Genomic DNA, 13046 nt, shown 5'->3' with positions numbered 1-13046 from the left:
CGACTACTCCTGTCGTCCCAGTTCATTCGTCTGACGGGAGGCGACGGACCGACTTAGTACTGCTGTTGCGACCACCGATAGGGTTTTCATCGCCGCCGGAGCAAGGTTGGCCATGGATCGGGGATCACACCATGGGGACCTCCTCGCGGTCGGTTGCTGGCTGGGGCTTGTCAACGCGGCCGTCCTGCTCCCGGTACTGAGCGAGAGCGTCCTTCGGCCGATCCTCGTGGTCCCGTTCCTGCTCGTCGGCCCGGGCTACGCCGTCGTTGCGGCGCTGTTCCCCGAGCGGCTCTCGGCGGACCGGAGCCTCTCGGTTCTCGGCCGACTCGTCCTCGGATTCGGCGCGAGCGTCGGGGTCGTCCTCGTCGTGGGGATCGGGCTCGATTTCAGCGTCTTCGGCTTCGGGGAACTCCCCGTACTCGCCGGGACAACCGTACTCACGCTGGCCGCGATCGCGGTCGCCGTCGTCCGACGGCGTCGAGTCGCGTCGCCGGCCGGCGTCTCGCTCGGGGCAGCACGCGAGCAACTCCGGGGAGCGGTCGGCGAACGCCCGACCGACCTCGCACTGTCAGCGGCCGTCTGTCTCTCGCTCGTCCTCGCCGCCGGTGCCGTCTACGGCCTGCCGGCGGCCGACGGGACGCCCGCCGAGGCGTATCTGCTGACGCCCGGGGCGGACGGAGCGGTCGCCGACGACTACCCGAGTCGGCTCGAACAGGGCGAGCCGACGACACTGATACTCGGTGCCGAAAGCGGGACCGACCGCCAGACGCCGGTCACGGCGGTCGTCACGCTCCAACGACTCGACAACGGGACCGTCAGCGAGCAGACGGAACTTCGTCGGCTCACGTTCGACGACCCCGCGAGCGGGACTGCACAGGTCGAACACACGATCACCCCGACCGTGTCCGGGGAGCTGCGGCTGACGTATGCGGTGTATTTCGGTGGCGAGCCGGCGGGACCGCCCGACCGGCAGGTCCACCTTCAGGTGACCGTCACGGAGTCGTGACCGGCGGCGATCCGTACGTTTAAGTCGGTAATCGTCGACAACGAGGTATGTATCGTCCCGGTAGTGACAACGCGAACGGGTCGGGGGCGTAACTGCGGCGATGGAAGAAAAGCGCCGCGGTCCCGACCCCGTCCGGCCGGCGTCCCGGACAACGGTCCCGAGGCGGTTGAACTTCGCCCGGGCCGGTGGACTTCTCCTCGGGCTCGAACTGTTCGGGACCGTCGTCGGCTTCCTGAGTACCGTCTACTTCGCGACGGAACTCGGGGCGGCACGGCTGGGCGTGTTCTTCCTCTTCGAGGCCGTACTAAGTACGCTGGCGACGTTCGGCGACTTCGGTCTCCGGGGTGCCGTCGAGAAGCGCATCAGTGAGGGGGCCGCGCCGAGCCAGATACTCGGTGCCGCACTCGTCCTGAAACTCGCGCTCATCGGGACCCTCGGTGTCGTCGTCTTCCTGTTCCGGGACCTCGTCAACGGCTACGTCGGGGCCGACATCGCGCTCCTGTTGATCGTGACGACGGTGCTGTACGAACTGTCGACGCTGACCGTCCACGTCCTCCGTGCGGAACTCCGGACCGACGAGACCGCGCTGTTGTACTTCCTGCGGTTGGTCACCTACGTCGTCGTCGCCGTCTCCCTCTTGCAGTTCGGGTTCGGCGTCCGGGCGCTCCTGTACGGCGTCGTCGCGGGCTACGTCGTCCTGCTGGTGGCCGGCGTCTCGCGGGTCTCGATCCACCCGGCCCGGCCGGCCTGGGAGCACGTCCGGACGCTGGTCGACTACGCGAAGTTCAACGGGATCTGGGGGCTTGGCGGGCACGTCTACAACACGATGGACCTGCTGGTCATCGGCTTCTTCCTCTCGTCGGCCCACGTCGCGGGCTACGAACTGGCCTGGCGCGTGACCCTGATGACCGCGGTGGTCGGCGGGGTCGTCGCCAACACCGTCTTCGCCCAGTTGAGCGCCTGGAACGCCAGCGGCGAGTACGAGCAGATACGGACGACGCTGCGGGAGGGAACGACCGCCTCGCTGTTCCTCGTGATCCCGGCCTTCGCCGGCGTCGCGTTGCTCTCGGAGGAACTGCTCGGGCTCGTCTTCGGCCCGGAGTACGTCCTGGCGGCGGCCGCGTTCGTCGTCCTGATGGGCGAGAAAGTCGTCGCCGCCGTCAACATCGTGTTGGACGCGGCGGTCCGGGCGGTCGATCGGCCCGACATCGGCGCCGGCGCGACCGTCGTTTCGCTGACGCTGAACGTCGTGTTGAACCTGGTGCTCGTCCCCCGGTACGGTCTGGTGGGCGGGGCCGTCGCGACGGGGCTCTCGATGGCGATCCACACGGTCGCTCTCGGGGTGTTCCTCCGGCGGATTATCCCCCTCGAATTCGCGCTGGGCGACATCGGCTGGAGCGTCGGGGCCGCGGGGGCGATGGCCGGAACGCTCGTCGCCGTCGGGACGGTCCTCCCACCGACGACGCTCCCGCGTCTGCTGGGACAGGTGGTCCTCGGCGGGGTCGTCTATCTCGGCGTCGCCCTCCTCTCGCCGTCGCTGCGCCGGAAGGCCCGGGCGAACGTCGCGCGCTTCGGCGAGGAGTGAGTCGACGGCACGACCGAGCGGAGACAGCCTTAATCGCGCGGGGGTCCAGATAGCCGTATGCAACGACGGACACTGCTGCAACTCGTTGGTGCCGGCACCGTCGGTCTAGCGGGCTGTTCGGACGCCGATCCGGCCGCGACCGCCACCCCGACGACCGGCCCGGCCGAGGTGCTAGTGGAGATGACCGACTCGCTGAAGTTCGTCCCGGAGACAGTCGAGATCGGTGTCGGCGACACGGTCGTCTGGGAGACGGTCGGCTCGGTCGCTCATAGTGTCACCGCCTACGAGAGCGACCTCCCCGAGGGGGCCGCGTTCTTCGCCTCGGGCGAGTTCGACACGGAGTCGGCGGCCAGGGGGAGCTATCCCGATGGAAGCGTCGGCCCCGGCGAGACGTACGCCCACACCTTCGAGACTCCCGGAGAGTACCCGTACTTCTGTATCCCACACGAGTCCGGGATGGTCGGGACCGTCGTCGTCGAGTAGGCCGGCCCTACCCGGCGGGTCTGTCCGCTGGCGGGCGCCACCAGGGTGCCCGGAAGAACTGGACTGCCAGGACCGCGAGCCCGACGGCTGCGACCGCCGACTGGATCACGAGCCCGGTGGTCACTTCGGCCCGGAGCGCGAAGTCGAGGAAACCAGTGAAATCGTCGTAGGGGTAGGGTGGCAACACCGGCCATAACAGGAAGGTCAACTCCTCGGTCCGCCAGTACCACACCTCGACGTAGATATCGCCCAGGAGGTGGCTCGCGTACCCGAGCGCGAACGCCGGCCCCAGTTCCCCGTGGTCGTACCGGCGAGCGACGACAGCGACGAGCACGACGACCGGGACGGCAAACAACAGCGAGTGTGCCAGCGACCGCCCCGACGGGAGGAGGTGGACCCACCAGGCAAGGGGCTTGTCGACGATATCGGGGAGCTGTGTGCCCGCGAGCAGTGCGAGGAGTTCCGTCCGGGAGACCGCCCGCCGCGAGACGACGAGGACCGCCAGGAAGAGCACGTACCCGAACGCGAGGTGAGTCCAGGGGAGCATTGGTAGCAGGCGTGATCGCTGTAACTACGACGAGAACCGTCTGAACGTCGGATGGTTGTTGAGAACGTGCATCAGGATCGCGGCGAAACAGAGCAACACTCCCCCGAGTGCGAACAGGACGCTCGTCACCAGCGGGATGAAAGCCAACTGCCCGCCCTGGACGTACTGTGTCATCAGCAGAACCGTGACGAGGACGCCCGTGACCGTACTCACGACGCCCGGGAGCCCGACGATCAACAGCGGCCGGCCGTACTCGATCGTCCAGACGATGTTACGTACCAGATCGATCCCGTGGCTGAGTGAGTCCTGTGAGCTGCTGTTCTCGACGTCGTAGTAGATCGTCGTCCCGACCTCCGTGACGCTGAGGCGGTTCCGGTGAGCGTGATAGAGGATGTCGGTGCTTGCCCCCATGTTCTCGCCGATGGCGTCGTCGCCGGCCAGCGAGCGGATCGCCCGGTGGTTGTACGCTCGGTAGCCGCTCTGTGTGTCCCGAATCCAGCCGCTGGGGCGGAGGTTCCCGAGGCTGGCGTTCGTCAGGTTGTTGATGACGGCCAGCCCGATCGAGCGGGTGAACGGGATGGCTGTCTGCGAGCCAGCGGCATAGCGACTCCCGATCACGATATCGGCCGACTTGTCGTCCTGCGTGGCGACGAGCATCGGGATGTCGGCGGGGTTGTGCTGTCCGTCGGCGTCGATGACGACCAGATGGGCGGCGTTGCGAGCGTCGGCCTCCCGGAAGACCGTCTTGAGCGCGCCGCCGTACCCACGGTTTCGTTCGTGGACGACGACCGTCGCTCCCGCGGCTCTGGCGGCACCAGCCGTGTCGTCGCGACTCCCGTCGTCGACGACGACGACTTCGTCGGCGAACGCCGTGACCTGTTCGACGACTCGACCGATGCTGTTGGCGGCGTTGTAGGCCGGAATCCCGACGACGACGGCCGGCCCCTGAGAGGACTTCTGCCAGGATTCCGGGATCGCGATGGTCTCGAAATCGCTCCGTTCCAGCGCGTCGAGCGTCCGCTCGTAGTCGATGCGCGGACAGTCCCGCGTCTGGAGGACGAGTCCCGGGAATCCGCGCTCCCTGGCGGCTGTCGAGAGCGCTCTGTGAAGCGCCACGACGGTGCGCTCGTCGGACGACGGCTCGACGATGGTCACACCGAGGGAGTCGAGCGTCTCGACCGTCTCCGAACCGGCAAGTGTGACCGGGTAGGTCACCATGACCGGGTGGCCGCGCCGTTTCGCCCGCATGACCGTCCGGTAGACGGCGTCCTCGTTTCGCTCCGAGAGGACGATCCCGATCGCCGGGAGCGAGTGGCTCTCGGTGACGCCCTCGTCTAAGTGAACGAGCGGGAGGTCGCGTTCGATGCCCGTCGATGCCTCCTCGGGACGGGAGAGTCGAAGCGGGACCGTCGACCCGTCGGCGCGCTCCCACAGGACGACCGTCACCCCGGTCCGGTCGGTATTCGAAGTCACCTCCGTGACCCGTTCGGTGACCAGTTCGGGTAGTTCCGCGGCCTCCCCCGCGAGTAGATAGCCGATCGTCACTTCCTCGCCCGGACGGAGTACCCGCTCGACGACGAGCCGACCGTCGTCGTACCTCGTCCCGTCGGACCGGTTCGAGCCACGGGACGGGTCGACGAGAGAGTGCTGGGCCTGAATTCGGTCGGCGAGTCTGACGAACATCGTGTCGTCCCGCTCGGACCGGACCGTCAGCGTCACTAGCCGGGTGCCACCAGTGGCTGCGGCGAGTGACTTCGTCGTCGATATCCCCTCCGATTGATGTGTCTGTGTCTCGGCCATCCACCCTCCAACGTCTCTGATACTCCCCAAGACGACTCCGATCGGCAAGTAAGTATCTATTTTTCGTACCCGAAACCGAGTACGGTGATCGGACTGTCCGAGTGGCGGATCTGACGGCCCGTTCGGACGACCGTGTCCCCGAATCGGCCGATCACCGGCGGAGCCAAAGTGCCTTTGTCACGGACGCGTGACGTGTTCGTATGACAGACGAAGCCATCGACGACGTGGACCGGGCGATCCTCCACGCGCTCCAGGAAGACGCACGCAACATGTCTTCGGGGGACATCGCCGAGCGGACCGGGACGTCGGACAGTACCGTCCGGAAACGGATTCAGCGGCTGGAATCCGACGGGATGATCAAAGGCTACAGCGCCGACATCGACTACCAGCGGTCGGGCTACCCTCTGCGGATGTTGCTGTTCTGTACCGCCGCGATTCCCGACCGAGGCGACCTCATCCCGGACATTCTGGATATCGACGGCGTCGTCTCCGTGCAGGAACTGGTCACCGGCGAACAGAACCTGCTCGTCACCGTCGTCGGCGAGTCCGACAGCGACATCACCCCGGTGGCACAGGAACTGCTGGACATGGGCGTGACCGTCGCCGACGAAGTGCTCGTTCGGAGCCACGAGACCGAACCGTTCGGCGAGTTCGTCCCCGAGTGAGCGCCCGTCGGCAGTGCCGCCCCGGGGCCTGAGACATCCCTGATGCCCCCGGTTCCACGTTCTCGGCCAAACGCGAGACCGACTCTTGGCTTCTCTGCGATATCCGACCGGATCGTGAACGGGACGGAGCGACAGCAGTCTCGGTCCCGGACACGCGGAATTTCGCGTAGAACCGCTATCGAACGCAGTCCGACACTGTCCCGCGGCGAGTCGTAGCTTTGAGAACATAATGTTCTATAATACCAGATTATGCGAACAGATTGATCGAATAGAAATATTTAATGCACAGTTTGTTCGTACTAGCGGGTGAAGTCGACCGGATCCCCGTCTGTGGTGCGACACTGCTCCACACGGTCCGTCGACGACCCCCAACGATGACAGAACACGACCGCTCGACGACGATCGCACCGCTCCCGGAACCGACGGAATCGACCCAGACCATATCCCGGGCACTCACACGAGCGGTGTGGGTCCTGTGGGTAGCGAGTCTGTGCGTGTTGGCCGCCCGGCTCTTTACCGGCGCCTCCTGGGAGTTCGGCGGCGTCGTCGCCGTCGACGGACTGACGGTGCTGCTGTGGGTCGTCGTGACCTTCTTCAGCGGTATCGTCCACAGCTACTCCCGCCGCTACATGGCCGGTAGTCGGGACCTCGACCGGTTTTTCACGCGCGTGTTCGGGTTCACGATCGCAGTGCTGGTCCTGGTAGCCGCCGACCACGTCGCCCTGTTCGGGGCAGCCTGGCTGGCGATGGGACTGACGATGGCGGCGCTCATCGGCTACGCGAACGGGTGGCCCCAGGCAGAGGCCGCCGCGACGCTGGCCCGCCGGTACTTCCTGGCCAGTAGCGGCCTCCTAGCGATCGCACTGGCAGTATTGGCCTGGACGACGGGCGCGACTACCGTCTCGGGTATCGTCGCGGCCGTCGACACGATCCCGACCGGCCCCTGGCTCGTCGCGGTGCTGGGGCTCGTGGGTGCGGCGATGATCCAGTCGGCGCTGGTGCCGTTCCACTCCTGGCTCCTCTCGTCGATGACCGCGCCGACGCCCGCGTCGGCGCTGATGCACGCCGGGTTCGTCAACGCCGGCGGCGTCCTGCTGGTCCGGTTCGCCCCCGTCGTCGCCCTCGACTCCACGGTCATGCTCGCTATCGTGGTCGTGGGGGCGGCCAGCGCACTGCTCGGAAAGCTCCTGAAGACCGTCCAGACCGACGTCAAGCGGCAACTCGGCTGCTCGACGGTCGGGCAGATGGGTTTCATGATCCTCCAGGCCGGCCTCGGCTTCTTCGGGGCCGCGATCACCCACCTGCTCCTGCACGGCTTCTACAAGGCCTACCAGTTCCTCTCGGCGGGCGACCAGGTCGAACAGACCGCGCCGACGACAGCGAGCCACCCGACCGACTCCGGCGTCCTCGGCGTCGCGGTGACCGTCGTGACCGCCCTGGCCGGCGGCGCGGTGTTCGCGCTGCTGACCGGGAAGGGAACGAGCCTCGATAGCGGGCTGTTGCTGGCCGGCCTGGTCGCGCTGACGACCCTGCACGCGACGCGGACGGCCGTCGGACAGCGCGGGCTCCCGGCGACCGTCCGCTACGTGGTCGCCCCGCTGATCTTCCTGGCCGCTATCGCGGGCTACGCCGCGGTGTACACTGCCGTCACGGCGCTTCTAGCACCACTCCCGCTGGGGTCGCCCCCAACCGAGTTGACGCCCGTCCACGGTGTCGTCGCTGCTGCCTTCGCCGCCGCGTACCTCGCCGTCGAGACGGGCGTCTACGAGCGCAGCGAGCGCCTCTACGTGGCGCTGCTGAACGCCGCACAGCCCCCGTCCGGAACCCTGCTGACTGCAACGGAGGACTACAATGAGTACTGACCCAGCGATCCGCGAGAGTATCGAGCGCGCAGCAAAGCCGATCGGCCGCGTGTGGCCGCTGCACTCCTTCGTGACCGCGAACCCGCTCGCGGGCTTCGAGGACGACCCGTTCCCGGACGCCGTCCGGAAAGGAGCAGACCGCTTCGGCGGCGACGGCTATCCCAGCCCCGAGATGTTCGAGGCGGCCTGGGAGAACGGGCAGATCGACACGGCGGTCCTGACCGACACCCTGGCCGAACACGGCTGTCAAGCCGATCCCGAAGCCACCCTGGAGCGCATGAGCGCCGCCGAGTCCGAGACCCCGGCGACCGACGCTGAGACCCCGACTGACCGCGTCGACGCCGTGGTGACGAAGTGGCTCGCGGCGTTCGTCGACGAGGGGCAGGCGACGTGGTCGATGCCCAACCGCGAGGAGGGGTTCTACGCCGCCTTCCGCGCGGCCGCACAGTACGACGACCAGCTCCCCGACCCCAGTGCCGTGGCGGAACTCCCCGAAGACCCCATCGACGCGCTCCACCGCCTGCTCGGCGAGGTCCCGCCCGGCGAGTGGGAGGAGCTGTTCGAGTCCCACCTGACCGCGCTGCCGGGCTGGACCGGCTACATCAAACAGCGGGCCGCCGACGGCGGCGAGTGGCAGTCGACGTACCCGATCACGCTCGCGGGGTATCTCGCCGCCCGCCTGGCGGTTACCGACGCGTTCGGGGCACCGCTGACGCCACCGGCCGAGAGCGACGACGGCGACGACGGCGACGACGCCGTCGCGATCGCGGAGGCGTGGTTGAGCGCCTGGGAAGCGACGTACCGGGCGGAACTGGTCGACGCTGTCGCCGCGGAGAGTGCCATGCGCGAGACCGACGACGGCCGGCCCGACGCCCAGTTCGTCTTCTGTATCGACACCCGTTCGGAGGTCATCCGCCGCCACATCGAGGCGACGGGGGAGTACGAGACCCACGGCTACGCCGGCTTCTTCGGCGTCCCGATGCGCTACGAGGGGTACGACGACGACGTGGCCGTCGACGCGTGTCCGCCCATCGTCGACGCCCAGCACCGGATCGCCGACCGTCCGAGCACCGACGAGGACGCCAAACGGCGTGCACACGATCGCCACCACCACTCCGTCGGTACCGGGAAGAAGGTGCTCAAGGCGCTGAAATCGAACGCGGCGACCGCGTTCAGTTTCGTCGAGAGCGTCGGCGCGGGCTACGGGGCCGCGCTGGCGGCGCGGACCCTCCTGCCCGGTCGCGTCTCGGACGCGCTCACGGCCGCTGACGACGCACCCGCCGAGCGGGAGTTCTGTGAGCCGACGGTCGACTACAACCCGGACGCCGTCGGCGAACTCCGGGAGGGGCTCACCCACGAGGAGCAGGTCGAGTACGCCGAGACGGCCTTCGACCTGATGGGCTGGGAGCAGTTCGCCCGGGTGGTCGTCTTCGCCGGCCACGCCAGCGAGACGGCGAACAACCCCTACGACGCGAGCCTCGACTGTGGCGCCTGTGCCGGTAACCCCGGCGGTCCGAGCGCCCGCGTGCTCGCGGCGATCTGTAACGACGCGGCGGTCAAAGCCGACCTCCGCGAGCGCGGGTTCGACGTCCCCGAGGACACCGTCTTCGTCGCCGCCGAGCACAACACGACGACCGACGACGTGACCCTGTACGACGAGCACGTCCCCGAGAGTCACGCGGCCGACCTCGACCAACTCGAAGCGGACCTCGACACCGCACAGTCGCGTGCGACCGCCGAACGGACCGGCGCCGACGGCGACAGCGTCCGCGAGACCGAGCGCCGCGCGGCCGACTGGGCCGAGACCCGCCCCGAGTGGGGACTGGCCGGCAACGCCGGCTTCGTGATCGGCCCGCGGGAGCTCACCGAGGGCCTGGACCTGGACGGCCGCTCGTTCCTCCACTCCTACGACTGGGCGACCGACGCCGAGGGCGACGCCCTCGAAGCGATCATGACCGGGCCGATGGTCGTCACCCAGTGGATCAACACCCAGTACTACTTCTCGACGGTCGACCCCGCCGTCTACGGGAGCGGCTCGAAGGTCACGCAGAACCCGGTCGGGAACGTCGGCGTCTACCAGGGCAACGGCGGCGACCTGCTGACCGGCCTCCCGTTGCAGTCGGTCCACGCGGCCGACGACGAGCCGTACCACCAGCCGCTGCGGCTCTCGACGGTGATCCACGCGCCAGTCGACCGGGTGACCGACATCCTGACCGAGGCCGACCAACTCGCGCAGTTGCTCGACAACGGCTGGCTCTCGCTGACCGTCGTCGACCCCGAGCAGGACCACCGCGCGTTCCACTACGACGGCGACCTGGAGTGGGCGCCAGTCGACGAGCAGCCGCCGGTGACCGCGACGCCGGAGACGCCAGCGGTCGCCGACGACTGATCGGCTCGGAGCCGGCCACACCACGCTCACCGTGGTTCGATATAGCAGTTATCGGTTTATCACTGGCGTTCAACGGGAACTCTCCGATGCCACCGAATTAGCCGTTTCGGCCGCCTACACGCCTGCTACCGCCGATCTGATGTGGTCGGCGACCGCGTCGGGGTTCTCCCGGGGTGCCCAGTGGGCACAGTCGTCGAACACCCGGAGCGAGCCGTCCGGAACCCGGTCGGCCGCCCGCTGTGCCCACTCCACGGGGAACAACTCGTCGTGGGCACCGTGGGCGAACCGCGTCGGAACCGAGACCTCCCCGAACCGATCGACGAAGACCGTCCGGTAGCCCTCACGGGAGACTTCGGCCTCGCGGAAGCGCCGGAACGCGACCCCGGCGGTCGGCCGCTGGACCTCCTCGTAGACCGCATCGACCGCGTCCGCCGGGAGTGAGTCGAGATCGTGGACGATTCCGCCCAGGCTGGCCCTGGTGAACCGCCGACTCCGCCGGAACAGCGCGATCGAGAGCCGGTTGAACGTCTGGACCCGGGCGAGGAGATAGGAGAGCCCGCCGTTCGGGAGCGTGCTCCCGAGGCCGTAGGCGTCGATCGGGACGAGTGTCCCGACGAGGGCCGGCCGGTCCAGCGCGAGTTGGATCGCGATACCCCCGCCCATCGAGTGCCCGACCAGCGTGACGCCATCCAGGCCGAGTTCGGCGAGAAAGTCACCGACGACTGTCGCGTGTCGTTCGATCGAGCACGACCCGGGCGCCACGTCGCTCGCGCCGTACCCCAACAGATCAGGGGCGAGGACGTGGTAGTCGGTCGCGAGACGCTCGATGACCGGTGACCAGGTGACCCCCGCGGCGTCGATGATCCCGCCGTGGAGCAGGACGACCGTCGGGTCGGTCTCGGCGCCGGCTTCGAGATAGTGGATCCGGTTCGAATCGACGCTGACAACCGCGTCTGCGGTCATATTCGGGCGCTCGGAGGCCAGCTACAGAAGCGTTTGGGCGAGCGTGAGCGGTTCGGCCGTGAGACTGGATAAATCTCATATCGCGATATAGAATTGGGAATGATACCGAATCCCACAGCGACACAGACCCGACTCACCGCCCGGAAGTGCTCCCAGCGCGCCGAACCGTCGGGTCAGCGAGTCCCGAGCCAGTATGCGCCTCCCAGCGAGACCCCCCAGACGAGATGCCCGAACAGGGACATCATCGAAAGGGACGGCAGTGACGCCGTGAACCCTAGCAATCCGAGCCACAGCGGCATCACCAGGCCAGCGGCGAACAACCACAGGACCAGTGCCCAGGCGACGGCGACACCGACGTACCGGAGCGGGTCGTCTTCGACGGGGAGGGCGGTGACCAGTGCGCCGTAGACGAGTCCGAAGACGATGCTGTGGAACTCGTGGGTGATCCAGCCGACCCAGATGTCGGTGACGCCGTACAGCGCACCGATCACCGGGACCGATCCCGCCAGCAACTGGAGGGGGACTCCCATCACGACACCTGCCAACAGCGATGCGCCGACGGCGATGGCGAGCCGTCGGGGCGGGATCCCGTAGACGGTCTCCTCGACGAGATCGGGGTGGTCGTCGGCCTCGCTCACCCGCGGGAGTCGGAGTTCGATCGTCGTCTCGTCCTCGGAGACGGTCGCATCGGTCGTCCCGCCGTAGCTATCGGCGAGTAGCCGGACGAGGTCGAGACCGAAGCCGGTCGAACGGTCGTCGTACTGCCCGATCACGCCACGGTCGAGGAGGTCCCGCTGACGCTCGGGGAGTCCCGGGCCGTTGTCGGCGACCGTGAGGGTGACCGTCTCCGCTGTGGCCGACAGCGATACCGAGACGCGCGGGGTCGCTGCGTCGCTGTAGACGACGCCGTTCTCGATCAGGTGGGCGACGAGGTCCGTCAAGAGCGTGTTCGCGGCCACCGTCACGTCCGACGCGACGTCGAGCGACCGGTCGTAGGCGGCGTCGGGGTAGTCCGAGCGCACACGTTCGAGGGCGCGTTCGACGGCGGGTGCCACTGCGACCGGTTCCAGCGGCGACTCGGCCCGGCCGTGCCAGGTGATATGTTTCACGTTCTCGACGGTGGTCCGGACGGCGTCCGAGCGCTCGCTGATGACGCCGAAGGTCTGCTCGGGGGGCACGTCCTCGCGGTTCTTCGCGACCTCCGAGCGGCCCCTGATGACCGTCAGCGCGTTCAGCACCCGATCACGGAGGATACGGTTGACCATGTCGAGGCGGGCGGCCTGTTGCTGGAGGTCCCGCTGCTGTCTGTTGGCTCGCCCGGCGTAGACGCCGGTGAGCGCGCCGCCGACGCCCCCGCCGATGAGGAAGTTCGAGAGGTACGTCCGTGACTGGACGGATGCCATCTCAGCCATCCCGTCGTTGCCCACGAGGGTCAAAGCGACGAGGACGAACATCGAGGCCGTCCCCGCGAGACACCACAGCGTGACCGTACGGACGAACCGGGGTTCGAACTCACCGACTGTCAGGGCGATACCAAACGCCGACAGCCCGAGTCCCAGGAGCAGCGGTGCGATACCGGCCAGCACGAACTGCATCGGGGCGTCCGCGGCGGCTAACGTGACGGTGAACCTGGTCAGCAAGAATCCGAGCACTGCGACGACGAGCCCGGTCGGCGAGAGTCGGCGTGTCACGTCTGGATACATGAAATGTCACGGGTCCGCACCCGCGGCGTGAACAGTAGTTGTG

The 13046-nt window shown here is 67.8% G+C and carries 10 protein-coding genes; 6 read left to right on the top strand and 4 right to left on the bottom strand.

Features of this window, described 5'->3' with window-relative positions:
• Window positions 1–112: 112 nt before the first annotated feature.
• The 3 genes from P0204_RS11280 to P0204_RS11270 all read left to right on the top strand — a co-directional run bounded on the left by P0204_RS11280 (window position 113) and on the right by P0204_RS11270 (window position 3074).
• Window positions 113–1006, top strand: coding sequence for a DUF1616 domain-containing protein (locus P0204_RS11280; RefSeq protein WP_276179220.1), 894 nt, complete (start codon window positions 113–115; stop codon window positions 1004–1006).
• 100 nt (window positions 1007–1106) lie between these two features.
• The gene (locus P0204_RS11275; protein ID WP_276179218.1) at window positions 1107–2591 is read left to right on the top strand and encodes an oligosaccharide flippase family protein; all 1485 of its coding nucleotides are present in this window, start codon (window positions 1107–1109) and stop codon (window positions 2589–2591) included.
• Between the two features lie 57 nt (window positions 2592–2648).
• Window positions 2649–3074 (top strand): cupredoxin domain-containing protein, encoded by a 426-nt coding sequence (locus tag P0204_RS11270; protein WP_276179216.1) that lies wholly within the window; start codon window positions 2649–2651, stop codon window positions 3072–3074.
• Between the two features lie 7 nt (window positions 3075–3081).
• On the opposite strand, the gene P0204_RS11265 is transcribed toward P0204_RS11270, so the two are convergent.
• Window positions 3082–3621 carry a metal-dependent hydrolase gene (locus tag P0204_RS11265; protein WP_276179214.1) on the bottom strand — a complete coding sequence of 180 codons (540 nt, stop codon included), beginning with the start codon at window positions 3619–3621 and terminating at the stop codon, window positions 3082–3084.
• A 24-nt stretch (window positions 3622–3645) separates the two neighbouring features.
• Entirely contained in the window at window positions 3646–5421 is a 1776-nt protein-coding gene (locus P0204_RS11260; protein ID WP_276179212.1) for a glycosyltransferase family 2 protein, read from the bottom strand.
• 200 nt (window positions 5422–5621) lie between these two features.
• On the opposite strand from P0204_RS11260, the gene P0204_RS11255 reads away from it, so the two are divergent.
• The 3 genes from P0204_RS11255 (at window position 5622) to P0204_RS11245 (ending at window position 10337) form a co-directional block, all read left to right on the top strand.
• On the top strand, window positions 5622–6086 hold the full coding sequence (locus tag P0204_RS11255) for an Lrp/AsnC family transcriptional regulator (RefSeq protein WP_276179210.1): 465 nt from the start codon (window positions 5622–5624) through the stop codon (window positions 6084–6086).
• A 374-nt stretch (window positions 6087–6460) separates the two neighbouring features.
• Window positions 6461–7948 carry a proton-conducting transporter transmembrane domain-containing protein gene (locus P0204_RS11250; RefSeq protein ID WP_276179208.1) on the top strand — a complete coding sequence of 496 codons (1488 nt, stop codon included), beginning with the start codon at window positions 6461–6463 and terminating at the stop codon, window positions 7946–7948.
• Window positions 7938–10337, top strand: coding sequence for a DUF2309 domain-containing protein (locus P0204_RS11245; protein WP_276179206.1), 2400 nt, complete (start codon window positions 7938–7940; stop codon window positions 10335–10337). Before P0204_RS11250 ends, P0204_RS11245 begins: the two co-directional genes overlap by 11 nt.
• Window positions 10338–10451: 114 nt before the next feature.
• Here the strand turns inward: P0204_RS11245 and P0204_RS11240 are convergent, their stop codons facing one another.
• On the bottom strand, window positions 10452–11300 hold the full coding sequence (locus P0204_RS11240; RefSeq protein ID WP_276179204.1) for an alpha/beta fold hydrolase: 849 nt from the start codon (window positions 11298–11300) through the stop codon (window positions 10452–10454).
• Between the two features lie 173 nt (window positions 11301–11473).
• The gene (locus P0204_RS11235) at window positions 11474–13003 is read right to left on the bottom strand and encodes an ATP-binding protein (protein WP_276179202.1); all 1530 of its coding nucleotides are present in this window, start codon (window positions 13001–13003) and stop codon (window positions 11474–11476) included.
• Between the last annotated feature and the right edge of the window lie 43 nt (window positions 13004–13046).

Source organism: Haloarcula halophila (assembly GCF_029278565.1).
Classification (GTDB): domain Archaea; phylum Halobacteriota; class Halobacteria; order Halobacteriales; family Haloarculaceae; genus Haloarcula; species Haloarcula halophila.
This window is presented reverse-complemented; position numbering and strand designations above follow the sequence as displayed.

Coding starts and splice junctions, on each gene's coding strand:
- P0204_RS11280 (WP_276179220.1), top strand. CDS start 113: ATGGATCGGGGATCACACCATGGGGACCTCCTCGCGGTCGGTTGCTGG.
- P0204_RS11275 (WP_276179218.1), top strand. CDS start 1,107: ATGGAAGAAAAGCGCCGCGGTCCCGACCCCGTCCGGCCGGCGTCCCGG.
- P0204_RS11270 (WP_276179216.1), top strand. CDS start 2,649: ATGCAACGACGGACACTGCTGCAACTCGTTGGTGCCGGCACCGTCGGT.
- P0204_RS11265 (WP_276179214.1), bottom strand. CDS start 3,621: ATGCTCCCCTGGACTCACCTCGCGTTCGGGTACGTGCTCTTCCTGGCG.
- P0204_RS11260 (WP_276179212.1), bottom strand. CDS start 5,421: ATGGCCGAGACACAGACACATCAATCGGAGGGGATATCGACGACGAAG.
- P0204_RS11255 (WP_276179210.1), top strand. CDS start 5,622: ATGACAGACGAAGCCATCGACGACGTGGACCGGGCGATCCTCCACGCG.
- P0204_RS11250 (WP_276179208.1), top strand. CDS start 6,461: ATGACAGAACACGACCGCTCGACGACGATCGCACCGCTCCCGGAACCG.
- P0204_RS11245 (WP_276179206.1), top strand. CDS start 7,938: ATGAGTACTGACCCAGCGATCCGCGAGAGTATCGAGCGCGCAGCAAAG.
- P0204_RS11240 (WP_276179204.1), bottom strand. CDS start 11,300: ATGACCGCAGACGCGGTTGTCAGCGTCGATTCGAACCGGATCCACTAT.
- P0204_RS11235 (WP_276179202.1), bottom strand. CDS start 13,003: ATGTATCCAGACGTGACACGCCGACTCTCGCCGACCGGGCTCGTCGTC.